We start from the raw sequence: 22084 nt of genomic DNA on the forward strand, positions 1-22084 counted from the left end.
CTGGGGCACCGCCCCCTGCGGTGTCCGGTTCGTCCGTTTCTAGGGCGTCCTCGCGGGGTCGGACAAGGACGTCGGCGGGTGAATGCGGACGTTCGCCCAGGACCCCCGGCGCCGGCGGGTGGCCCTCCCGCGGTCGGCCGCGACGGCGCCCGCGCCCCGCGCGGGAGAGCAGGACCCCGCCGACGGCCACGAGCGCGAGCTCCGTGACGGGTACCCCGGCGACCGCGGGCGCGAGCCCGTCGACGCCGCCCACGCCGACCCCCGCGAGGCCTACGACGCACGCCGCCACCCCGGCACCGACGACGACGCCCGACGGCTCGCGCGCAGGTGGCGGCGACGCTCGCAGCTCGAACCGGCCCGCCGCGGCGACGAGCGCGACCAGCAGCACGGCGAGCACGAGCACCCACGGGACCCGCAGCGCGAACCAGTGTCCCGAGCCCACGTCGGCCTCCGGGAACAGGCCCGTGCCGACGAGCGCGAGCCCGGCCAGGACGACGGGCACCGTGTGCCAGAGGAACACGGTGAGCACGACGGCGTTCGCCCCGACCACGGCCTCCCACACCCGCGGCCGGGCGGCCGCGCGCTCGCCGGGCGCGCGCAGCAGCAGGACGCCGCCCGTCCACGCCACGGTCAGCGCGAGCAGCGCGAGCGTTGGCGGTGCGGTGTTGTCGAGGTCGCCCGCGGGACCGGCGCCGACCATCGTCACGGCGTACGGGCCCCACGTCGTCAGCGCGACGACGCCCGCGACGCCGCCGAGCGCGAGCGCGACGGCCGTGCGGCGCGAGCGCGTCAGGCGCCCGTCGTGCCAGGCGACGCCGAGCTGGTGGGCGACGAGCCAGCCGGCGAGGTAGCTCCCGGCGGCGGGTGCGGACGTGCCGGTGGCGACCCGGGCGGCGTCCCGGCGGCGACGAGCGCCACGAGCGGCACGAGCGTGGCGAGGACGCCGCGGCGCCGCTGCCACGCGATCGCCGCCGGCGCGAGCGCCACCACGACCAGGTAGACGACCAGGAACCACAGCGACGTCGTCGCGAGCCACACGCACGTGCGCGCCAGCTGCGGGTCCGCCCCCAGCGCCAGCGCGCCGACGTACCCCGTCACGAGCACGACGCCGAACGCCGCCGTCGGCCGCAGCAGCCGCAGCGCCCGGGCCCGCACCCACGCGGCGGCACCGCCGGTGCGGTGCGGCGACGACCACGAGGCGGCGTTCGCGAACCCGCCGACGAGGAAGACCACCGGCATGACCTGCGCGAGCCACGTCCACGGGTGGGTCCACGGCAGGAGCGTGAGGATGCTGACGCCGCCCAGGCGGCCGTCGGTCACGGTGACCGCCGAGACGACCCAGTGGCCCAGGACGACGACCGTCACGGCCGCGACCCGCAGCAGGTCGACGTAGCGGTCGCGGCCCGCGGGTGCGTGGGCGGCCGCCTGCCGCACCCGCTCGCGGAACGTCGCGGGCGCGCCGGCTGCGCCCCGACGTCCGTCCACCCGGCTCCCGGTCACGCCGGACTCCCTCGTCCCGCCCCGCGCACCGTCCTCGGTGCACTCCCATCGTGGCGGCCGCCGGGTCGACGGAGAAGGCCGCCCGCCGCCTCGTGCGTGCGCCGGGACGCGTGCCGCGGTCGGTCACCTCCGCGAGCGCGCCCGCTGCGCGTCGAGCGCGCCCGTCGGGACGGGCGCGCTCGACGCACGTGGGGCGCGCTCGCGGGTGGCGGGCGCCCGGTCGGGCTAGCGCTGCAGGGTCAGCAGTCCGGGTCGGTACGGGAGGGCACCGTAGTCGCCACCGGACGAGGGGCTGCGGCCCTGGTAGAGCAGCTGCAGGTTGCACGGGTCGACCGTCATCGTCTGGTCGGCGCTGGTGCGCAGGAGCTCGCCGTGGCTGATGTCGTTCGTCCAGGTGGCGCCGCTGTTGGCCTTGCCGGCGAACGGGTTCGACTCGCTCGCGGCCTGCGGCGTCCACGAGCCGTCGAGGCTCGTGGCCGTGAAGGACCGGAAGTACCGGCCCTGGCTGCCCATGGCCTCCACGATCATGAGGTACCGCTGCTGACCCGCGAGCTTGTAGACCTGGACGGCCTCGAAGAGGTTCGCCTGCGTGTCGGTCATGATCGTCGTGTAGTTCGACCCGAAGCTGCCGGGGAAGTTCCCGATCGGCATGCTCGCGCGGTAGATCCGCCCGTTGTCGCCGGCGAAGAACAGGTACATGTTCCGGTCGTCACCGATGAGCGCCTGGTCGATCGGTCCCGTGCCGGAGTTCGAGATCGAGCCGGTGAACAGGGTCTGGTGCGCGCCCCAGCTGTTCGGGTCGGACGGGTTGGTCGACGTCCGGTAGGAGAACGCCGGTCCGCCCCACTGGTACGCCAGCACCCACACGTTCTTCGGCGCGAAGTAGAACAGCGACGGCGCGACTGCCGTGAACGGCATCGACCTCTGCTGCGCCGACGCCATCTGCGACCAGCTCGAGAACGGCGCGAACGCCGTCGACTGCCACGCCGAGCCTGTGTTCGTCGTCGCGTAGACGAGCTGCTGGCCGTTGTACGGCGCGACCGTGAAGTCCTTGAGCGACACCCAGCCGGACCGGGGCTGCGCGAGCACGCCCGAGTCCCGCCACCGGTAGGACGTCGGCAGGGAGCAGGTGCCGGTGGGCGGGGTCGTCGTGGTCGGGGAGGGCGTCGGGTTCGGGCTGGTGCCGCCGACCCGCACGAGCTGCCACTGCTGGTTGGCGCCGCCCCAGCTCGTGTACTGGACGACGTTCGCGCCGTCGGCGGTCGAGCCGCCCTGCACCTCGACCGCCTTGCCCGACTGCCGGCCGATCAGCGTCACGTACCCGCCGGCCACGTCCTGCAGCCGGAACTGCTGGTTGGTCTGGTTGCGGTCGGTGTACTGGGTGATCGCGGCGCCGTCGGCGGTCGACCAGTTGTAGACGTCGAGGACCTTGCCCGACAGGCGCGACTTGAGGCGGTACCACCCGTCGCCCGAGTCGACGAACTGCCACTGCTGCTGGGCGCCGTCGTTGCGGGTCCACTGCACGATGCGCGCGCCGTCGTTCGTGGCGAGGTTGTAGACGTCGAGCGCCTTGCCGCTGCCGCGGTTGACCAGGACGTACGAGGCGGTGGTGTCGACGGTGGCCGCGGACGCCGCCGGTGCGACGACGAGTGCGAGGGCGCCGGCGGCGACGGCCGTCGCGAGGGCGGCGAGCCCGGCCACCAGACGGTGCCGGGAGGCTCGGGCGGGCCGGTGGGCCCGGGGTGCACGTGCGGGTCTCATGGTGCTCTCCTTCGAGTCGCCACAGCGGCCGTGGAGGACGGCCGCGCGGACGGGCCAGGGGACGGGCTGGATCGATACAACCGCGTCGGCGGGGGCCGCCGCGGCGCGGATGTGAGCCTTAACATTGGCCCGCTCGCCGTCCCCTGCGAAGGGGGAGCAGCAGGAGTTAAACGCTTCGACGCCCGGACGCGTGACCGTGGCCGGGCCCGCCCGCCCCCGCCCACGGGAACCCGCCCGCGGGCGGCGGCCCCGTCCCGCGGCCCCTACCCTGTCCTCGGCGCACGACCCGCCCGGGACGTGCCCTCGGCACGGACGAAGGTGGCGGCGCGCATGCCTGGCGGACTCGCAGCACTCCTGGACGACGTCGCGGCCCTCGCGAAGCTCGCGGCGGCGTCCATCGACGACGTCGGCGCCGCGGCCGGACGCGCCGGCGCGAAGGCCGCGGGCGTCGTCATCGACGACACCGCGGTCACGCCCCGCTACGTGCACGGCGTGACGGCGAACCGCGAGCTGCCGATGATCTGGGCGATCGCGCGCGGCTCGCTGCGCAACAAGCTGCTGTTCATCCTCCCGGCGGCCCTGCTGCTCAGCCAGTTCCTGCCGCAGCTGCTGACACCGATCCTCATGGTGGGCGGCACCTACCTGGCGTTCGAGGGTGCCGAGAAGGTGTGGGAGGCGCTGCGCGGCACCAAGGCCGCCGAGCGCGCGGAGACCGCCGTCGAGCAGGGGCCGGAGGCCGAGAAGAAGCTCGTGGCCGGCGCCGTCCGCACCGACTTCATCCTGTCGGCCGAGATCATGGTCATCGCGCTCAACGAGGTGGCCGACCAGGGGCTCGTCGGCCGGGCGGTCTCGCTCGTGGTCGTCGCGATCGCGATCACCGCCCTCGTCTACGGGGCCGTCGCGCTCATCGTGAAGATGGACGACATCGGGCTGCGCCTCGCGAGCACCCGCCGCGGCGCCACGGCCGCGTTCGGGCGCGGTCTCGTCAGCGCGATGCCCAAGGTGATGGCCGTGCTCTCGACGGTCGGCATCGCGGCGATGCTCTGGGTCGGCGGGCACATCCTGCTCGTCGGCGTCGACGAGCTCGGCTGGCACGGGCTGTACGACCTGGTGCACCACCTCGAGGAGGCCGTGCACCACGTCGCCGGCGTCGGCGGGTTCCTCGCCTGGTTCGTCAACACGCTGGCGTCGGCGCTCGTCGGGCTCGTCGTGGGCGCGGTCGTCGCGTTCGTCGTCCACCAGGTCCACGTGATCCGCCACCGGCGCGCGCACACGGCGCACTGACGCGGGACCGGCGTGCCCGTTCGGGGAGCGCCGGTGGCTGCGCGGCCGTTCCCTGGGAGACATGGCCGACGCGCGCGACTCGCCCGCCCTCCCGCCCGAGCAGCCGGAGCCGGAGATCGAGGACGCGTTCGACCGCCTCGTCGAGGAGGGTGAGGACCGGCTCTCCCGGCCGTGGCTGCCGCTGGTCAGCACCGGGCTGCTCGGCGGCATCGACGTCGGCACCGGCGCGCTCGCCTACCTCGTCGTCCTCGAGCAGACCGGCGACCACCTGCTGGCGGGGCTCGCGTTCTCGATCGGGTTCGTGGCGCTGCTGCTCGCACGCAGCGAGCTCTTCACCGAGAACTTCCTCGTCCCGGTCACGGCGCTCGTCGCGCGCCGGGGGACGCTGCGTCAGCTGCTGCGCCTGTGGGGTGCGACGCTGGTCCTCAACCTGCTCGGGGCTGGGCCGTCACGTGGCTGGTCGTGCAGGCGCTCCCGGCGGTCCGCGCGACCGCGGTCGAGGCCGGCGAGCACTTCGGCACGATGCCGCTCGGCCTGATGTCGTTCTGCTCCGCGGTGCTGGCCGGTGCGGTGATCACCCTCATGACGCGCATGCAGCACGCCACCGAGAGCATGGGCGTGAAGATCGTGCCCGCGATCCTGTTCGGCGCGCTGCTCGCCGGGCCGCAGCTGTTCCACTCGGTCCTGGACTCGCTGCTCATGTTCGCCGCGCTGCACGTCGGCGCGGACTTCGGCTACGGCGACTGGCTGGCCCGGCTCGGCTGGGCGGCGCTGGGCAACCTCGCGGGCGGCCTGCTGCTCGTCACGGCGATCCGGCTGCTGCGCGTCCCGCACCGCGTCGCGCAGGAGCGGCGCGCGGTCGCCGAGGGGCGCTGACGCCGGACGGCCGACCGGCGGGAGCTGCTGCCCGTCACTAGGGTCGGGGACGTCCGATCCGGCGACGACGAGGTGCGTGATGGGCCGTTCCGCTGACGACGTCGATCTCGACGACGCGCTCGACCCCCTGGTCGTCGCGATGGACGTGGGCTCCACCGCCACGCGCGGCGGGGTGCACGACGCCTCGGGCCGGCCCGTGCGCGGGCTGCAGCACAAGGTGCCGCACGCCTTCACCGTCGCGCCGGACGGCACGTCGGTCATCGACCCGGACCAGGTGACGGCGGAGATCGAGCAGGTCCTGGACGCCGTGACCGCCGCCCCGCGGCTCGGCACGCGCATCGCGGGCGTCGCGCTCGACACGTTCGCGGCGTCGCTCGTCGGCGTCGACGCGGCGGGCCGGCCGCTGACGCCGTGCATGACGTACGCCGACTCCCGCTGCTCGGCGGCGGTGGCGGCCCTGCGGGAGGAGCTCGACGAGCAGGCCGTGCAGCAGCGCACGGGCACCCGCATCCACGCCAGCTACCACGCGCCGCGCCTGCGCTGGCTCGCCGAGGCGGAGCCGCGGACGGTCGCGGCCACCGCGGGCTGGTGGTCGCTGGGGGAGTACGTGCTGCACCGGCTCGTCGGGGTGCCGCTCGCCGGCACGTCCACGGTCGCGTGGACGGGCCTGCTCGACCGCCGCACGGGCGAGCTCGACGCCGAGCTCCTCGCCGCCGCGGGCGTCGCGCCGGGCCACTTCGCCCCGCCCCGGGACATGACGGACCCCGCACCGGCCGCCGCACCCGCCCGCTGGCCCGCGCTCGCGCGGGCCCTCTGGTTCCCCGTCGTCACCGACGGCTACGCGAGCAACGTCGGCGCCGGCGCCACCGCCCCGACCGTCCTCGCCGCGTCCACCGCCACCAGCGGCGCGCTGCGCGCGCTGCTCGACGGCCCCGCCGACCCATTGCCGTTCGGCCTGTGGAACTACCGCGTCGCGGCGGACCGGACGCTGCTCGGCGGCGCGATCAACGACGTCGGGCGCGCGGTCAGCTGGGCGCACTCCACGCTGCGGCTCGGACCCGACCCCGCCGCCGTCCTGACCGCCGCCCCCAGCGACGCGACCCCGCTCGTGCTGCCCTACCTCACCGGCGAGCGCGCCCCGGGGTGGGTCGGCGAGGCGCGCGCCGTGATCGGAGGGGTGTCGGTCGCCACGGACGCCGACGCGCTGTTCCGCGGCGTCGTCGAGGGCGTCGCGATGACCTACGCCCGCGTGGCCGACGAGCTGCGCCCGGCGGCGCCGCAGGTCGAGCAGGTCGCCGCCTCGGGCCGGGTGACCAACGACCAGCCGGAGTGGCTGCAGGTGCTCGCCGACGTGCTCGCACGCCCGGTCACGCACGTGACGCGCCGGCGCGCGACGCAGCGCGGGACCGCCCTGCTCGCCCTGGACGTGCTCGCCCCGGACGTGCCGCGGGCGCCGGACACCACGGGTGCGACGTACGAGCCGCGCCCCGAGCACGCCGACCACTACGCCGAGCGGCGCGCCCGCTTCGCGCAGGTGTACGACGCGCTGCTGCGTCCCTGAGCTACTCGGCGGCGGCGTCCGCGGACGCCCAGCCGCGCGCCTCCAGCGGGGACTGGCCCGCGACCCGCCGGACGGCGACGGACGGGACGCGGACGGCCCTCGGTGCCGGGCGGGCCACGCCCAGTGCGACGGCGAGGGTCAGGTCCCCGCAGTGCAGCGCGTCGACCGCGGCGGGCGGGGCCGCGACGGGCATCGCGACGACGGGCATCGCGGCGACGGGCAGTGCGGGGGCGGGCAGTGCGGGAGCGGTCGTGGTGCTCATGGCGGGTCCTTCGGGGCGTGCACGGTGCGGGGCGGCGCGCCCCTCCCGGTGTCATCGGCACGCGCCGTACCCGGGATGAGGGCGCAGGCGCCGCCGTCGTACGTCCCGGGCCCTCCGGCTGTCCCGCGGAGCCCTCCGCCGTCCCGCGGATCGCTGAGCCGTCCCGTGGAGCGCTGAGCCGTCCCGCGGAGCGCTCAGCCGCCGTACGGGAGCACGGGCTTGCCCGGCACCTCGACGCGCACGTGGAACAGGGCGCCCGCACCCGGCTCGGGGTCGTCGAGGTTCTCCCGCGAGGTGCTGATGTACAGGTCCTGCAGCGTCGGCCCGCCGAGAGTGCAGGCCGTGACCTGCGCCGCCGCCACCTCGACCTCGGTGAGGACCTCCCCGGACGGCGACACGCAGCGCACCCGCCCGGCCCCGTGCAGCGCCACCCAGACGTTGCCCGCCGAGTCGACGGTCAGTCCGTCCGGGTGGTCGTCCTCGCCCGCGAAGAACGGGCGGCGGCCGGTCAGGCGGCCGTCGACGACGTCGAACACGTCCGTCCGGCCGGTCGGGGTGTCGTTGTAGTAGGCCCGCGTCCCGTCGGGGGAGAAGTCGATGCCGTTGGAGATCGTCACGTCGTCGAGCACGACCTCCACGTCCCCGTCCGGCGCGATCCGGTACAGGCGCGCGCCGCCCGGCGTGACGTCGTACGGCATCGACCCCGCGTACAGGACGCCGGACGGGTCGCAGCCGCCCTCGTTCATCCGCACGCCGGTGTCCGACCACAGCTCGGGCAGCGGGGTCGGCACGGCGTCGGGCCCGTCCGCCAGCGCGATCCCGCGCTCGAGGCCGACGACGTACCCGCCGCGCGCCCGCGGCCGCACGAACGCGGCGACGTCGCCGACGTGCAGCCGGTCGACCGAGCCGTCGTCGCGCAGGGTCAGCAGGTCGCCGGCCAGCATGTCGACCCAGCGCAGCCCGCCCCACGTGGGCGACCAGCACGGGCCCTCGCCGTGGTAGGCGACGGCGTCGGTGACCTGCTCGGCTCGCAGCACGGTGATCCTCCCGGTGGGTGTGCTCCGAGCCTCACACGCGGCGGCGCCCGCCCGCACGCCGGGAGGGCGGCGACCGTGCCGGCCGACCGGGGAGGATGGTCGGCGTGAGTGCGACCCTCCAGGCCCGCGGCGTCGCCGCCGCCTTCGGCGACCGTGAGCTGTTCTCCGGCCTCGACCTGGTCGTCGCCCCCGGCGACGTCGTCGGGCTCGTCGGCCCCAACGGCGCGGGCAAGACGACCCTGCTGCGCATCCTCGCCGGCCGGCGCGCGCCCGAGGCCGGGTCGGTGACGCTCTCGCCGCCGACGGCGCAGGTCGGCTACCTCGTGCAGGAGGTCGAGCGGCAGGACGGGGAGAGCGTGCGCGCGTTCCTCGAGCGGCGCACCGGCGTCGCCGCTGCCCAGGCCGAGATGGACGCCGCGTCGGACGCGCTCGCGGCGGGCGGCGCGGGCGCGGACGACCGGTTCACGCAGGCGCTCGAGCGGTGGATGGCGCTGGGCGGTGCGGACCTCGACGCCCGGCTCGGGGCCGTCGCCGACGACCTCGGCCTCGGCGTCGACCTGGACCTGCCGATGACGGCGCTGTCCGGCGGGCAGGCCGCGCGGGTCGGCCTGGCGGCGCTGCTGCTGTCCCGGTTCGACCTGTACCTGCTCGACGAGCCGACGAACGACCTCGACGCCGACGGCCTCGACCGGCTGGAGGAGTTCGTGGCGCACGCGCAGGCGCCCGTGGTCGTCGTCAGCCACGACCGGGAGTTCCTCGCCCGGACCGTCACGACCGTCGTCGAGATCGACCGCAGCCTGCAGCGGGTCGCGACGTACGGCGGCTCGTACGACGCGTACCTGGAGGAGCGGTCCACGGCGCGCAGGCACGCGCGCGAGGCGTTCGAGGAGTACGCCGCCCGCCGCGACGCCCTGCAGGCACGGGCCCGCACGCAGCGGGCGTGGATGGAGAAGGGCGTGCGCAACGCGCGCCGCAAGGCCACCGACAACGACAAGAACGTCCAGCACCACCGCGGCGAGACGTCGGAGAAGCAGGCCGCGAAGGCGCGGCAGACCGACCGCATGATCGAGCGGCTCGAGGTCGTCGAGGAGCCGCGCAAGGAGTGGCAGCTGCGGATGAGCATCGCGGCGGCGCCGCGGTCGGGCGACGTGGTCGCCACCGCACGCGGCGCCGTGGTCCGGCGCGGTGCGTTCGTGCTGGGCCCGGTGGACCTGCAGCTCGACCGCCAGGACCGCGTCGCGGTCACCGGACCCAACGGGGCGGGCAAGTCGACGCTGCTGCAGGTCCTGCTGGGACGCGTCGCGCCCGACGCGGGCAGCGCGTCGCTCGGGCCGGGCGTCCTGGTGGGGGAGGTCGACCAGGCGCGCGCCGCGTTCGAGGGCGCGACACCCCTGGGCGACGCGTTCGCACGGCAGGTGCCGGACTGGACGACCGCGGACGTGCGCACGCTGCTCGCCAAGTTCGGGCTGGCCGGGCACCAGGTGCCCCGGCCCGCGTCGTCGCTCTCGCCGGGCGAGCGCACGCGGGCGGCCCTCGCGCTCCTGCAGGCGCGCGGCGTGAACCTGCTCGTGCTGGACGAGCCGACGAACCACCTCGACCTGCCGGCCATCGAGCAGCTCGAGCAGGCGCTGGAGTCGTTCGACGGCACCGTCCTGCTGGTCACGCACGACCGGCGGATGCTGGAGAACGTCCGGCTGACGCGCCGGTGGCACGTGGAGGACGGGCGGGTCACGGAGGTCGCGCCCGACTGATCCCGGCGGCGAGGGTGCCGCCGTGTCGGTGCCCCGGCGTAGCGTGCCGGCATGGCGGACGCCGCGCCGACGCGGGCGCTGACCGACTGGCTGCTGGACTCCGACCCGGCCCTGCGCTGGCAGGTCGAGCGGGACCTGCTCGGGCTGCCCCCGTCCGTCTGGGAGGCGACGCGGCGGCGGGTCGCCACCGAGGGCTTCGGGGCGCGGCTGCTCGCGCTGCAGGACCCGGACGGGCAGTGGGCGGGCGGCGCGTACTTCCCGGCCGGGTTCGACGTCGCGGCCGTCGAGACGCAGGGGCAGCCGTGGACGGCCACGACGTGGTCCCTGAACGCGCTGCGCGAGTGGGGCGTCGACGCCGACGTCCTGGCCGGGACCGCCGAGCTGCTGGACCGGAACGCGCGCTGGGAGTACGACGACCTGCCGTACTGGGGCGGCGAGGTCGACTGCTGCATCAACTCCTGGACCCTGTCCAACGGCCTGTGGCTCGGGGCGGACGTGGACGGGATCGTCGACTGGTTCCTCGCGCACCGGCTGGACGACGGCGGGTGGAACTGCGCGTGGGTGGAGGGGGCGACCCGGTCGTCGTTCCACTCCACGCTCAACGCCCTCAAGGGCCTGCTCGACCACGAGCGGGTGACCGGGGACCGCGGCCGGGTCCGCGCGGCGCGGCGCGCGGGGGAGGAGTACCTGCTGGTCCGCGGGCTCTTCCGGCGGCTGTCCACCGGGGAGCCCGTCGCACCGTGGGCGCTGCACCTGGCCTACCCGTTCCGCTGGTACTACAGCGCCCTCAACGCCGCGGACCACCTCCGCGCGGCGTCCCTGCACGACGGCACCCCGCCCGACCCCCGCATGGCCGACGCGATCGAGCACATCCGGGCGGCCCGGACGCCCGACGGCACCTGGCTGCAGGAGCGGCGCCACCCGGGCGAGGTGTGGTTCGAGGTCGACGTGCCGGCCGGTGCGCCGTCGCGGTGGCTGACGCTCGTCGCCACGCGCGTGCTGCGCTGGTGGGACGGCCCGGCCGGACCGGACGAGGCCTGACCCGACGCGGCCTGACCCGCCGCGGTGTTTGGCACGATGCCCGGGTGGACCACCCCGACGACGACGCCCCGCCCGCCGCGCCCGGGCTGCACGACCCCGAGGACGCGCTCGCGGCGGCGGTCGCCGGCGCACCCGCCACCGACGCCCCGGCCGGTGCCGAGGGCGGCACCGCCGCCGGCCCCGGCGGGCTCGACGACCACGTCGCCGCCTGGGTCGCGCGCGTCGTCGAGACGTACCCGCGACCCGTCCACCCGCTGACCCGCGAGTGGGACGTGTCCGTGCAGGGGCTCGTGCGGCTCGTGCCGCTGCTGCCGCGCTTCGCGACCGCACCGCTCGCACTGCTCGACCGCCTCGGGGCCGTGACGGTCGGGCCCGAGCGCGTGGGCCTGGACGGGACGGACGTCGAGTGGGACCGGGTCGTGGAGGTGCGCACCGAGCCCGCGTGGGCGTGCCTGTCCGCGGCGGCGCTCGAGGCGGACCTCGCGCGCTTCGTGACGGTCCTGCCGCCCGTCCCGGGCCGCGGCTGGCTGGTGCGCCGCGTCAGCGAGCTGCTCCTGTCGCTCTACCTCGCGGTGCTGCCCGCCGAGGGGGACGGCGCGCCCGTCGCGGACCTGGAGGCCGCGCTGGCCGAGGACGGCGGGCCGCTGCTCGACCACGTGGTGACGTCGGTGACGTTCACGCGTCGGTTCGGCCAGGGCGAGGCGACGGCGAGCGTGCCGTCCGCGCTGCTCCAGCTCGCGCTGCCGGGCACGGCGGAGGTGATCGTGCGGACGGCCCGCGACCGCGGGGTCGCCGTCACCCGCCTCGCCCCGGAGGAGACGGGGGTCGGCTCGGTCGTCACCCGCGCGGCGACCTGGCGGCGCACGGCGCTGACGCTGCGCGACGACGTCGCCGCGCGCTGGGGCGGCCGCTGACACCGCGCCGGTCGCGTCTCGTGACGTCGCGAGCCCGGCACGACACACCCGGGGGCGTGGCGGACAGGGGGAGGGCATGAGTCACGACGCACGTGCTCCCGACCGGGAGCAGACCTTCCGGACGCTCTACGACGCGCTCTACGCCGACCTGCACCGCTTCGTCCAGCGGCGGGTGCACCCCGACCACGCCGACGACGTCGTCGCGGAGGCGTTCCTCGTCGTCTGGCGGCGCCTCGACGACGTGCCGCCCGCCCTGGACGACGCCCGCGCGTGGGTCTTCGGCGTCACGCGCCACGTCCTGCTCAACGAGCGTCGCGGCGAGCAGCGGCGCCGCGCCCTCGGCGTGCGCCTCGCCGACGCCGGCACGTGCGGCGTCCACGGGACCGAGGCGGACGGCGTCGTGCGGCGCGTCGACCTGGCCGCCGCGTGGCACCGGCTCTCCGAGACCCACCAGGAGGCCCTCGCGCTCGCGGTGCTCGACGGCCTCGACGCGCCGCGGGCCGCCGCCGTCCTCGGCATCTCGCCGGTCGCGTTCCGGCTGCGCCTCAGCCGCGCCCGCCGCGCGCTCCGCCTCCACCTCGACCACCTGCCCGCCCGGGGCCACGCCCCGGCCCGCCTCACCGAAGGGGCCACGACGCCGTGAACCGCACCGACCACCTCACCGCAGCCCTGCGCACGCTCGACCCCGCCGACCCCGCGTCGACGCCCACGGCGCCCGCGCGCGCGCCGACCTCGCGGCGATCCTCGCCACCGACCCCGTCACCCCGGCCACCCCGGGCCGCCGCGCCCCCGCCGCGGGCCGCCGGCGCGCCCGTGCCCGTCGCGCTGCCGCGCTGGCCGGCGCGGCCGCCGCGGTCGCGGGCGTGCTGGTCGTGACACCTGCGCTGACCGGCGGCGACCGCGCCTTCGCCACCTGGACCGCCGCGCCTGGCGACCTCACGGGGCCGCAGCGGGCCGACGCCGTGGCCGGCTGCCGGGACGGGATGCGGCACGCGGCCGGCGAGCACACCGACGCGCTCGCGGACGCCCGGCCGGCCGTCGCCGAGCGACGGGGCGCGTGGACCACCGTGGTGCTCGCGGGGCCCGGCGGGTTCTCCGCGCTGTGCGTCACCGACTCCTCGGCCGGGTTCTTCAGGGACGGCATGGTCGGCTCGGTGGGCGTCGCGACGGGCCACGTCGAGCCGGCGCCCCGCGAGGTCCGCGCCACCGACCTGGGAACCGGCTCGATGTCCGCCGGGGACGTGTCGCTCGCGGCGGGGGCCGTCGGGACGGACGTCGTGGGGGTCCGGTACGCCAGCGCCTCCCGGGGGGACGTCGTGGCGACGGTCGCCGAGGGACGCTTCGCCCTGTGGCTGCCGGGCGACGAGCTGCGGGACGCGCCCCGCGCGGGCGTCGACGTGCAGGTGACCTACCGCGACGGCACCACGGGCACCGCCCGCCTGACGCTCTGACGACCCCCGGCGGTGACCGCCGTGACCCCGCGGTCCGTCAGCACCCGTCCGCGCACGTGCTGACGACCAGCGGGGTCACGGCCCGCCGGCGGGGGTCGTGAGCGGACGGCCGTGCACGACCCCCCGGTCGGCGGTACGTCGGCCCGACCTCCGGCGCTGTCGCTCAGCGCGGGACCGCCACCCCCGTCCGGTACGCCCACACCACGGTCTGCAGCCGGTCCCGCGTGCCGAGCTTCGTCATCGCGCGCCCCAGGTGGGACTTCACGGTGGACGGCTCCACGAACAGCGCGGCAGCGATCTCCGCGTTCGACATGCCCTCGGCGAGCAGGCGGACGATGTCGCGCTCGCGGGGGGTCAGCAGGCCGTCCGCCTCGGAGGGGTCCGGCGCGGGCCGGCGGCGCGCGAACTCGGCGATGACGCGGCGGGTCACGGTCTGGTCCACCATCCCCTCGCCGCGGGCCAGGCGGCGGATGGCCTCGGCGAGGTCGGCCGGGTCGGTGTCCTTGAGGACGAACCCGCTCGCGCCCGCCTCGAGCGCGCCGAACACGTAGTCGTCGAGGTCGAACGTCGTGACCACGAGGACCGCGGGCAGGTCCCCGTCGCGCTCGGCGACGATCTGCCGGGTGGCCGCCAGGCCGTCACCGCCCGGCATGCGCACGTCCATGCAGACGACGTCCGGCCGGGTGCGCCGGACCATCGCGACCGCCTCCGGCCCGCTGGACGCCTCGCCGACCACCTCCAGGTCGCCGGCGTCCTCGAGCAGCACGCGGAACCCCGCCCGCACCACGGCCTGGTCGTCCACCAGCGCCACCCGGATCATGCGCGTCCTCCCTCGTCGTCCACCGGCACGTGCAGCCGCACGCGCCACCCGCCGTCGCCCGTGCGACCCGCCTCGAGCCGGCCGCCCACGAGCGCGGCCCGCTCACGCATGACCGCGAGACCCGTGCCGCCGCGCTCCCCGTGCACGACCGCGGCGCCCGGTGCGGCCGGCCCGTTCACCACGTCGAGCACGACCGCGCCCGCCTCGGCGGCGAGCCGCACCCGCACCGCGCCGCCGGGGGCGTGCTGGCGCGCGTTCGTCAGCGCCTGCTGCGCCACCCGGTACACCGACACGTCGGCGAGCGGCGGCAGCGGCGGCACCTCCCCGTCCCGGTCCAGGTGCACGTCGTCGCCCAGGGCCCGTGCGGCGGCGACGAGGTCGTCGAGCGCCGCGGCCCCGGGCACCGGCGCGAGCGCGTCCCGCTCGTCGTGGCGCAGCAGGCCGACGACCTGGCGCAGGTTGTCGAGCGTCTCGCGGCCCTGGTCGCGCAGCCAGGCGGCCCCGGCCCGGGCGGCGTCGGGGTCGCGGCCGACGAGCCGCTCGACGGCCGCCGCCTGCACCACCATGCCCGACAGGTGGTGCGCCGCGACGTCGTGCAGCTCGCGCGCCAGGCGCGCCCGCTCGTCGGCGACGGCAGCCCGCACGCGCGCGTCCCGCTCACGCTCGAGCTGTTCGGCGCGCTCCTGCAGCAGCCGCAGGTGCTCGCGCCGGGTCGCCAGGTAGATCCCGACGAGCACCGAGAGCCCCCAGACGACGACGGCCGAGATCGTGTGCTGCAGCACCGTGTCCACGCCGCCGCCGCGCACGGCCGCCGCCGCACCGCTCGCGACGGCCTCGACCGCCGCGACGGACCACGCCGCCCGCAGCGCGCGCGCGGCGGGCAGGGTGGTGCCGAGGGTGGCTGCCGCCACGAACGCGGCGAGCGTGCGCACCGACATGTCGGGGGCCAGCGCGACGAGCGCCACCTGCGTGGCGACCACGAGCGCGACGCACGCCGCGAGCCGCACCCGCCGCACGGCGAGCGCGAGCGACTGCACCGCGACGAGCAGCAGCACCCACCGCTCCACGTCCGGCGCGGGGACGTCCTCGGGGGCGGCCAGCGCGGTCGTGCCCACGGTCACGAGGAGCATGAGCACGGCCGTCGCGACGGCCAGCACCACGTCGCGGGCGAACGGGCCCAGGGCCCCGAGGGGCGGCAGGCGCGCGGCCCACCACCCCTCGGTGCCCGTGCCCCGGGCGGTCTCCATGGCGGTCATCCTCCCGTGCCGCCGGTCAGTACGTGATGTCCGGCGAGAGAAGGAGCATCCCGTTCGCCGCGACGTCGACCGCGGCGAACGCGACCAGCACGACGGTCGCCGCCGTGACGCGCCACCAGCCGGTGCGGGCGCGGACCTCCGCGACGACCCGCCAGCCGGCCGCGACCAGACCGAGCACCGCGACCAGGGTGAGGGCCTGCGCGCCGCGGACCAGCAGGTCCGGCACGGCCTGCAGCCCGAGCACGGCGAGCAGCACGTACACCCACAGGGCCACGGCGAGGACCGCGGCGACGGCGGCGAGGCGCGTGAGCAGGCGCGGCACGCGCAGGCGGGCGGCGGGGTCGGTGGCGGCGCGGTCGATGGTGGTGGGGTCGGTCGCGGCGGGAGCGGTGCGGGCCGTCGGCGGTGCGGCCGCGAGCGTCCCGGTGCTGCCGCCGGTGGCGTCGCCGGCCGTGGCCCAGGCGCTCGTCGGGAACCCGCCGGTCGTCCCGGCGTCGACGTCCTCACCGCCGGCGCCGTGCACGGCCGGGACGGTGCCACCGGTCGTCACCGCGCGCCGGGCGCGCACCCGGCGGACGAGCGCGCCCACCGGCCACGCGAGCACCGCGAGGAGCAGCACGGCCGTCCCGCCCAGCAGCAGGGGTGCGAGCGCCGCGCGCCACGGCGTCAGGGGCGCGAGCGACATGGCGGAGTCGTGCCCGACCAGCTCGACCCGGCCGGCGTCGTCGGTCCGCACCGCGAGGCGACGGTCGCCGTCCACCTGCTGGTACACCCACGGTTCGACCTCCTCGTACGTGGACGGGCGCATCGTGCCGACGCCGGGGCTGAAGCGGACGCGGTCGCCGTCGACGACCTCGGCCGTGATCGGCTGCAGCGGCCCGACGCCGGTGAGGAACGTCGTGTGGAACCCGCGCGTGCTCTCGTAGCTGCCGGCCAGGGCCTGCGCGTGCTCGGCGCGGGTGGCGGCGTCGACGGTGCTGGTGGTGGCCTCGTCGGCGGGGAAGTACCGGTCGGCGAAGGCGGTGAGCAGGTCCTCGCGCAGCAGGTACGCGGCGCTGTCGACCCCGGTGCTGCTCAGCGAGAGGTACACGCCCGTGTCGTCGTCGGGCCACAGCTGCAGGTGGGAGTGGAACGCGGTGGTGTCGCCGCCGTGCCCGACGACGCGGTGGCCGTTGCGGGACTCGTCGAACCAGCCGAGCCCCATCCGCTCGCCCTGTGCGAGCGCGCCGAGCGCGTCCGCGTCGAGCGCGGGACGCTGCATGAGGTCGCGCGTCGCGGCGGACAGCATCTCCTCGCCCTCGCCCTCGCCCTCGCCCTCGCCCGTGTGCCCGAGGTGGGCGAGCATGAAGCGCGCCATGTCGGTCGCCGTCGCGCTGAAGGCGCCGGCCGGCGGCTGCCCGACCACCTCGAAGCCCAGCGGCTCCTCGTCCGACGTCGGGTAGCCCAGCGCGACGTCGTCCGCGAGGTCGTCCGGCAGCGGCTGCGCGAACGACGAGGAGTCCATCCCGGCCGGTGCCAGGACGTGCTCGGCGACGTACTGCTCGAACGGCTGCCCGCTCACGGCCTCCACGACGTACCCGGCGAGCGCGTTGCCGTAGTTGGAGTACGCCGGCGTGGTGCCCGGCTCGTACACCTGCACCGGCGGCGCCTCGACGAGGCTGCGGCGCAGGTCCGGCGTGGTGCCCTCCGCGCCGATGAGCCCGGCGACGCGCTCCTCGAAGCCCGCGGTGTGCGTGAGCAGGTGCCGCAGCGTGACGGGGTGCGGCAGGTCCAGGCCGAGCTGCGTGTACCGCTCGACGTCCGTGTCCAGGTCCACCTCGCCCCGCTCGACGAGCTGCATGACCGCGGTCGCCGTGAGCATCTTCGAGACCGAGCCGACGCGGAACAGCGTGCGCTCGGGGTCGACCGGCGTGCCGGCCGCGACGTCGGCCACGCCGAAGCCGCGCGCGGTGACGACCTCCCCGTCGTGGACAACCGCCACGGTCGCGCCCGCGATCCGGGACTCCTCGAGCGCCTCGGGCACGGTGCCGTCGAGCCAGGCGTCGACGTCGGCGCGGGTGAGGCCGGCGTCCGACGCGGCCTGCGGCGGGGGTGGTGCGGGCACGTCCGCGGCGGCTCCGCCCGCGCACGCGGCGAGCGTCGTGACGAGCGCGGCCCCGACGACCGCCAGGGCGGTGCGCCGGGTGCCGGGACGGCGGGTGCGAGGGTCCGTGTGCATGGTGTCCTCCTGCCGCCGCGAGGGCCCGGGGGATCCGGGCGAGGGCCTCACGACCATGCGTCCATGCTGGTCAGCCTGGGTTCGCCACCGCTTCGGGCGCGGTGGCGAACCTCGTGTGCGACCTCTGGGGGAGGAGCGGGCGACGGACGTCGCCCGCGGGACGCAAACCGCCCTACGCCGTCCCCGCGCGCACCAGGCCCGTCTCGTACGCGAGCACGACGGCCTGCACGCGGTCGCGCACGCCGAGCTTGGCGAGGATCCGCCCGACGTGCGTCTTCACGGTCGCCTCCGAGAGGAACAGCGCGGCCGCGACCTCGGCGTTCGACGAGCCCTCGGCGACGCAGCGCAGCACCTCCAGCTCGCGTGGCGTCAGGTCGGCCAGGCGGGGGTGCGGCGCGTGCGGGTCCGGCGCCGCGCCCGACTCCGGGAACCGCCCCGCGAAGAGCTCGAGCATGCGGCGCGTGACGCGGGGCGAGACGACGGCGTCGCCGGACGCGACCGTCCGCACGGCCTCGACGAGGTCGGCGGGCCGCGCGTCCTTGAGCATGAAGCCGCTCGCCCCGGCCCCGAGCGCCGCGAACGCGTACTCGTCGAGGTCGAACGTGGTGAGCACGAGCACGCGCACCTCGGGGTGCGCCTCCACGACCCGCCGCGTGGCCTCGATGCCGTCCACGCCCGGCATGCGCACGTCCATGAGCACGACGTCCGGGCGCAGGGCGCGGACCTGCTCGACCGCCGTCGCGCCGTCGCCCGCCTCGCCGACGACGTCCACGACGCCGGAGCTCTCGAGGATGAGCCGGAACCCCACCCGGACCAGCGGCTGGTCGTCCACCAGCAGGACCGTCGTCATGCGTCTCCCTCGTGCCACGGCAGCAGCGCGCGCACGCGCCACCCCCGACCGTGCGGACCGGCCTCCACCGTGCCGCCGAACACCGCGGCCCGCTCGGACATCCCGACCACGCCGCGCCCGCTGCCGGTGGTGCGGACGCCGGGCGTGCCGCCGCCCCCGTCGGTGACGACGACCTCGACGGCGTCCGGGCCCCGGCGCACCTCGACGTGCACGTCGGCGGTGGCGGGCGCGTGCCGCAGCGTGTTCGTCAGCGACTCCTGGACGATGCGGTAGACCGCGAGCTGCACCGCCGGGTCGAGCTCCTCGAGGCCCGTGACCGCGAGGCCCGACGTCCGTACCGGCAGCCCCGCGGTGCGGGCGCGCTCGACGAGCCGGGCCAGGTCGAGGCTGCCCGGCTGCGGCTCGAGCGGCGCCCCGGCGTCGGTGCCGGGCGCGCGCGCGCCGGCGTCCTCGTGCAGCACGCCGAGGATCCGTCGCATGTCCCCGAGCGCGGCGCGCCCGGTGTCGACGAGCTCGTCGAGGGCCGCCCGGGCCCGCTCGGGCGCGACGTCGAACGCGGCGGACGCCCCGCCGCCCAGCGCGACCATGACGGAGATGCTGTGCGCGACGACGTCGTGCATCTCGCGCGCGATCTGCGCGCGCTCGGACGCCTGGGCGAGCCGGGTGCGCTGCGCCTGCTCCTCGGCCCGCGCACGGGCGGCCTCGGCGAGCGCGGCGGCGCGCTGGCGCCGGGCGTGCACGAGGGTGCCGACCCCGACGGCGACGAGCGCCAGCACCAGTGCGGGCCCGGCGGTGACCCACCAGGACGCGCTCGTCGCGAAGCCGAACGGGCCGCTGCCCGTGGTGCGCGCGAACGCGGCGTCGTCGGAGCGGTCGACGCCGAGCATCTTCGCCCCGACCGTGAGCGCGAGCGGGAACGCGCGCGCCGCCACCAGCAGCGCGAGCACGCCCGCACCCGCCACGGCCCACACGGCACGTGCGCGCCCCGACGCCGCGACGCCGTACAGCGCGAGCGCGAGGCCGAGGTCGAGGCCGTTCGTCGCCCCCGTCAGCGCGAGCGACGCGACGCCGAGGCCCGCCATGACGGCCGCGACCGTCACCGGGCGACGACGGCGCCACAGGAGCGCGACCGCGCCCGCGAGCGTCAGCACGAGCGACGCGAGCTGCATGAGCAGCAGCCGCCCGTCGTCCACGACCTCGTGCAGCCAGTACATCGAGTCGGCACCCAGGCCGAGCAGCAGGGCCCAGCCGGTGAAGACGACGACGACGGCGGCGTCGGCGGCGCGGTCGACGAGGCCGGGGTGCCGGACGAGGAACCGGCGGAGCGCCGCGGTCGCGCGGGGAGCGCGACGGTCGCCCGTCGTCGGCCCGTCGCCCATGCCACCTCCTCGCCCGTCCGTGCATCCTCCCAGCCCACCGGTGACGGGCGCGGCGGGGCGGACGGCCGCAGCCGCCCGCCCCGCCGCCGAGCCCGTGCTCAGGCGTCCCTCCGGTGCAGGAGCACGGCCGCCAGAGCGAGCGCGCCGACGGCCCACGCGAGCATGACGCCGTACCCGGTCCACGGGGGCAGGTCGCTGTTCACGGACGTGATGACGGACCCGAAGGCGTCGTTCGTGACCAGCCGCGCACCGGCGCTCGTGGGCAGGTACTGGACGGCGTCGCGCAGCGGGTCCCACGGGATCATCCCCAGGCCGTTCTCGACGACCAGCAGCAGGCCGAGCACGACCGCGATCCCGGCGGCGCTGCTGCGCACGAGCGCACCCACCGCGAACGCGAGGGCGGACGCCGTGGCGAGGAACAGCGGGACGCCGGCCATGATCCGCAGGTCGTCCGGGTCCGTGAGGTCGACGGGCATGCCCCCGGCCGCGAGCGACGGGGCGGCGGCGGCCCACCCGACGCCGACCAGGACGACCGACGCCACGAGCACGGCGGCGACGGTGACGAGCAGCTTGGCGGCCAGCGCCGGGACGCGGGTGGGCGCGGCGACGAGCGTCGAGCGGATCTGCCCGGTGCCGTACTCGCCGGCGATGCTCAGCACGCCGACGGTGCTGAACGCGAGCAGCGCCGTCGTGACGCCCGCCGTGGCGTACACGGACCCGAGACGGTCCGGGTCGGGGTGCTCGGCGGCGACGGCGCTGACGCTCCACGACTGCATCCCGGCGAACGCCGCACCGAGCAGCACGCCGGCGCCGAGCACCCACCAGGTCGAGCGCAGCGAGCGGAGCTTGATCCACTCGGCGCGCAGCAGGCGGCCGAAGCCCACGGGCCGGACGGCCACGCGCGGGGGTGTCGTGGCGGCGGTGGGGACGAGGACGGTCATCGGTGGTCTCCTGCGGTGCGGCGGGGCGAGGGCGTGGCGTCGGCGGAGCGGTACTCGACGGCGCCGGCGGTCAGCTGCAGGTAGGCGTCCTCGAGCGACGTCTCGACGGGGGCGAGGCCGTGCAGCACGAGGCCGGCCGCGGCCGCGACGGCGGCGATCGCGGGCGGCGTGCTCCCGGTCACCTCGAGCGTGTCGTGGGCGAGGGACGTGACCTCGACGCCCGGGTCGCGCACGAGCACGGCCGCCAGCCGGGCGGCGGACGGCGTGCGCACGTGCACCGCGGAGGACTGCGCGCGGGCGACGACCTCGGCGACGGGCGCGTCGGCGATGACCCGGCCCCGCCCGACGACGACGAGGTGGTCCGCCGTGAGCGCCATCTCGGACATCAGGTGCGAGGACAGGAACACGGTGCGTCCCTCGGCGGCGAGGCCGCGCAGCAGGGTGCGGACCCACAGCACCCCCTCCGGGTCCAGGCCGTTGACCGGCTCGTCGAGGATCAGCGTGCGGGGGTCGCCGAGCAGTGCGGCGGCGATGCCGAGGCGCTGCCCCATCCCCAGGGAGAAGGTCCCCGCCCGCGTGCGCGCCACCGACGTCAGGCCGGTCGCCTCCATCACCTCGTCGACCCGCCGCCGGCCGATGCCGTGCGTCGCGGCCTGCGCGAGCAGGTGGTCGCGGGCGCTGCGGCCCGTGTGCACGGCCCTGGCGTCGAGGAGCGCCCCGACCTCCCCGAGCGGTGCGGGGTGCCGGGCGTACGGCCGGCCGTTGACCGTGACGGTCCCGCTCGTCGGCCGGTCCAGGCCGACGATCATCCGCATCGTCGTCGACTTCCCCGCGCCGTTGGGTCCGAGGAACCCCGTCACGGCGCCCGGGCGGACCGTGAAGGTCATCCCGTCGACGGCGGTCCTGTCCCCGTACCTCTTCGTCAGCCCTGCGACCTCGATCATCCGTCCTCCTGCGTCCGGTGTGCCCCGAACGTAGGAGCGGGCGGCACGGCGCCGGGACGCCCGCGCGGACCACATCGGCCGGGCGGCGCCGTACGCCGTGAGGACGACGGCGTCATCCCCGCGGCACCGGCGGGTCGGCGCGCCGGGTGCAGTTCTCACCCCGACGTGCCGATGGGCAGGTGTACGTGACGCACGCCTGTCCCGCTCCTCACAGCGAGCCGGACGGGGAGGAGGAGCC

General features: G+C 76.7%; 20 protein-coding genes. 9 read left to right on the forward strand and 11 right to left on the reverse strand.

Features of this window, described 5'->3' with window-relative positions; genetic code table 11:
• Window positions 1–789 precede the first annotated feature (789 nt).
• Both GC089_RS03565 and GC089_RS03570 read right to left on the reverse strand, forming a co-directional pair.
• On the reverse strand, window positions 790–1500 hold the full coding sequence (locus tag GC089_RS03565; RefSeq protein ID WP_155376510.1) for an acyltransferase family protein: 711 nt from the start codon (window positions 1498–1500) through the stop codon (window positions 790–792).
• A gap of 225 nt (window positions 1501–1725) precedes the next feature.
• Entirely contained in the window at window positions 1726–3261 is a 1536-nt protein-coding gene (locus GC089_RS03570; protein ID WP_155376511.1) for a non-reducing end alpha-L-arabinofuranosidase family hydrolase, read from the reverse strand.
• A gap of 330 nt (window positions 3262–3591) precedes the next feature.
• Here GC089_RS03570 and GC089_RS03575 point away from each other — a divergent pair, with 330 nt between their 5' ends.
• The 4 genes from GC089_RS03575 to GC089_RS03585 all read left to right on the forward strand — a co-directional run bounded on the left by GC089_RS03575 (window position 3592) and on the right by GC089_RS03585 (window position 6982).
• Window positions 3592–4545, forward strand: a complete 954-nt coding sequence (locus GC089_RS03575) for a DUF808 domain-containing protein (protein WP_155376512.1) — start codon at window positions 3592–3594, stop codon at window positions 4543–4545.
• Window positions 4546–4606: 61 nt separating this feature from the next.
• On the forward strand, window positions 4607–5083 hold the full coding sequence (locus tag GC089_RS19590; protein WP_255449038.1) for a formate/nitrite transporter family protein: 477 nt from the start codon (window positions 4607–4609) through the stop codon (window positions 5081–5083).
• A complete protein-coding gene (locus GC089_RS19595; protein ID WP_255449039.1) occupies window positions 5008–5421 on the forward strand; it encodes a formate/nitrite transporter family protein in 414 nt (137 codons plus the stop codon). Before GC089_RS19590 ends, GC089_RS19595 begins: the two co-directional genes overlap by 76 nt.
• A gap of 79 nt (window positions 5422–5500) precedes the next feature.
• Window positions 5501–6982 (forward strand): gluconokinase, encoded by a 1482-nt coding sequence (locus GC089_RS03585; RefSeq protein ID WP_155376513.1) that lies wholly within the window; start codon window positions 5501–5503, stop codon window positions 6980–6982.
• 1 nt (window position 6983) lies between these two features.
• On the opposite strand, the gene GC089_RS03590 is transcribed toward GC089_RS03585, so the two are convergent.
• Together GC089_RS03590 and GC089_RS03595 are read right to left on the reverse strand one after the other, a co-directional pair.
• Entirely contained in the window at window positions 6984–7244 is a 261-nt protein-coding gene (locus GC089_RS03590) for a hypothetical protein (RefSeq protein WP_155376514.1), read from the reverse strand.
• Between the two features lie 194 nt (window positions 7245–7438).
• Window positions 7439–8281: an SMP-30/gluconolactonase/LRE family protein gene (locus GC089_RS03595; RefSeq protein ID WP_196250807.1), complete on the reverse strand. Its 843-nt coding sequence runs from the start codon at window positions 8279–8281 to the stop codon at window positions 7439–7441.
• A 104-nt stretch (window positions 8282–8385) separates the two neighbouring features.
• Here GC089_RS03595 and GC089_RS03600 point away from each other — a divergent pair, with 104 nt between their 5' ends.
• The 5 genes from GC089_RS03600 to GC089_RS03620 all read left to right on the forward strand — a co-directional run bounded on the left by GC089_RS03600 (window position 8386) and on the right by GC089_RS03620 (window position 13438).
• Window positions 8386–10032, forward strand: a complete 1647-nt coding sequence (locus tag GC089_RS03600; protein WP_155376515.1) for an ABC-F family ATP-binding cassette domain-containing protein — start codon at window positions 8386–8388, stop codon at window positions 10030–10032.
• A 51-nt stretch (window positions 10033–10083) separates the two neighbouring features.
• Window positions 10084–11073 (forward strand): squalene cyclase, encoded by a 990-nt coding sequence (locus tag GC089_RS03605; protein ID WP_155376516.1) that lies wholly within the window; start codon window positions 10084–10086, stop codon window positions 11071–11073.
• A gap of 44 nt (window positions 11074–11117) precedes the next feature.
• Window positions 11118–11987: a hypothetical protein gene (locus GC089_RS03610; protein ID WP_155376517.1), complete on the forward strand. Its 870-nt coding sequence runs from the start codon at window positions 11118–11120 to the stop codon at window positions 11985–11987.
• 76 nt (window positions 11988–12063) lie between these two features.
• Window positions 12064–12630 (forward strand): RNA polymerase sigma factor, encoded by a 567-nt coding sequence (locus GC089_RS03615; protein WP_155376518.1) that lies wholly within the window; start codon window positions 12064–12066, stop codon window positions 12628–12630.
• A 229-nt stretch (window positions 12631–12859) separates the two neighbouring features.
• Window positions 12860–13438: a hypothetical protein gene (locus tag GC089_RS03620; RefSeq protein ID WP_155376519.1), complete on the forward strand. Its 579-nt coding sequence runs from the start codon at window positions 12860–12862 to the stop codon at window positions 13436–13438.
• A 163-nt stretch (window positions 13439–13601) separates the two neighbouring features.
• Here the strand turns inward: GC089_RS03620 and GC089_RS03625 are convergent, their stop codons facing one another.
• The 7 genes from GC089_RS03625 to GC089_RS03655 form a co-directional block, all read right to left on the reverse strand.
• Window positions 13602–14258, reverse strand: a complete 657-nt coding sequence (locus GC089_RS03625; protein ID WP_155376520.1) for a response regulator transcription factor — start codon at window positions 14256–14258, stop codon at window positions 13602–13604.
• On the reverse strand, window positions 14255–15505 hold the full coding sequence (locus tag GC089_RS03630) for a sensor histidine kinase (RefSeq protein ID WP_155376521.1): 1251 nt from the start codon (window positions 15503–15505) through the stop codon (window positions 14255–14257). Before GC089_RS03630 ends, GC089_RS03625 begins: the two co-directional genes overlap by 4 nt.
• A gap of 25 nt (window positions 15506–15530) precedes the next feature.
• Complete coding sequence (locus GC089_RS03635; protein ID WP_196250808.1) at window positions 15531–17732, reverse strand: serine hydrolase; 2202 nt, start codon at window positions 17730–17732, stop codon at window positions 15531–15533.
• 172 nt (window positions 17733–17904) lie between these two features.
• The gene (locus GC089_RS03640) at window positions 17905–18582 is read right to left on the reverse strand and encodes a response regulator transcription factor (RefSeq protein WP_155376523.1); all 678 of its coding nucleotides are present in this window, start codon (window positions 18580–18582) and stop codon (window positions 17905–17907) included.
• A complete protein-coding gene (locus GC089_RS03645; RefSeq protein WP_155376524.1) occupies window positions 18579–19961 on the reverse strand; it encodes a sensor histidine kinase in 1383 nt (460 codons plus the stop codon). The genes GC089_RS03640 and GC089_RS03645 overlap by 4 nt, the downstream gene beginning before the upstream one ends.
• A 98-nt stretch (window positions 19962–20059) precedes the next feature.
• On the reverse strand, window positions 20060–20902 hold the full coding sequence (locus tag GC089_RS03650; protein WP_155376525.1) for an ABC transporter permease subunit: 843 nt from the start codon (window positions 20900–20902) through the stop codon (window positions 20060–20062).
• Window positions 20899–21846 carry an ABC transporter ATP-binding protein gene (locus GC089_RS03655; protein WP_155376526.1) on the reverse strand — a complete coding sequence of 316 codons (948 nt, stop codon included), beginning with the start codon at window positions 21844–21846 and terminating at the stop codon, window positions 20899–20901. The genes GC089_RS03650 and GC089_RS03655 overlap by 4 nt, the downstream gene beginning before the upstream one ends.
• Window positions 21847–22084: the final 238 nt, after the last annotated feature.

The organism is Cellulomonas sp. JZ18 (assembly GCF_009720485.1).
In the GTDB taxonomy this organism is placed as follows: Bacteria; Actinomycetota; Actinomycetes; order Actinomycetales; family Cellulomonadaceae; genus Cellulomonas.

Bases quoted from the DNA above. Each gene is read 5' to 3' on its own strand.
- GC089_RS03570 (WP_155376511.1), bottom strand. From the start codon at position 3,261: ATGAGACCCGCACGTGCACCCCGGGCCCACCGGCCCGCCCGAGCCTCC.
- GC089_RS03575 (WP_155376512.1), top strand. From the start codon at position 3,592: ATGCCTGGCGGACTCGCAGCACTCCTGGACGACGTCGCGGCCCTCGCG.
- GC089_RS19590 (WP_255449038.1), top strand. From the start codon at position 4,607: ATGGCCGACGCGCGCGACTCGCCCGCCCTCCCGCCCGAGCAGCCGGAG.
- GC089_RS03585 (WP_155376513.1), top strand. From the start codon at position 5,501: ATGGGCCGTTCCGCTGACGACGTCGATCTCGACGACGCGCTCGACCCC.
- GC089_RS03590 (WP_155376514.1), bottom strand. From the start codon at position 7,244: ATGAGCACCACGACCGCTCCCGCACTGCCCGCCCCCGCACTGCCCGTC.
- GC089_RS03605 (WP_155376516.1), top strand. From the start codon at position 10,084: ATGGCGGACGCCGCGCCGACGCGGGCGCTGACCGACTGGCTGCTGGAC.
- GC089_RS03615 (WP_155376518.1), top strand. From the start codon at position 12,064: ATGAGTCACGACGCACGTGCTCCCGACCGGGAGCAGACCTTCCGGACG.
- GC089_RS03625 (WP_155376520.1), bottom strand. From the start codon at position 14,258: ATGATCCGGGTGGCGCTGGTGGACGACCAGGCCGTGGTGCGGGCGGGG.
- GC089_RS03630 (WP_155376521.1), bottom strand. From the start codon at position 15,505: ATGGAGACCGCCCGGGGCACGGGCACCGAGGGGTGGTGGGCCGCGCGC.
- GC089_RS03635 (WP_196250808.1), bottom strand. From the start codon at position 17,732: ATGCACACGGACCCTCGCACCCGCCGTCCCGGCACCCGGCGCACCGCC.
- GC089_RS03640 (WP_155376523.1), bottom strand. From the start codon at position 18,582: ATGACGACGGTCCTGCTGGTGGACGACCAGCCGCTGGTCCGGGTGGGG.
- GC089_RS03645 (WP_155376524.1), bottom strand. From the start codon at position 19,961: ATGGGCGACGGGCCGACGACGGGCGACCGTCGCGCTCCCCGCGCGACC.
- GC089_RS03650 (WP_155376525.1), bottom strand. From the start codon at position 20,902: ATGACCGTCCTCGTCCCCACCGCCGCCACGACACCCCCGCGCGTGGCC.
- GC089_RS03655 (WP_155376526.1), bottom strand. From the start codon at position 21,846: ATGATCGAGGTCGCAGGGCTGACGAAGAGGTACGGGGACAGGACCGCC.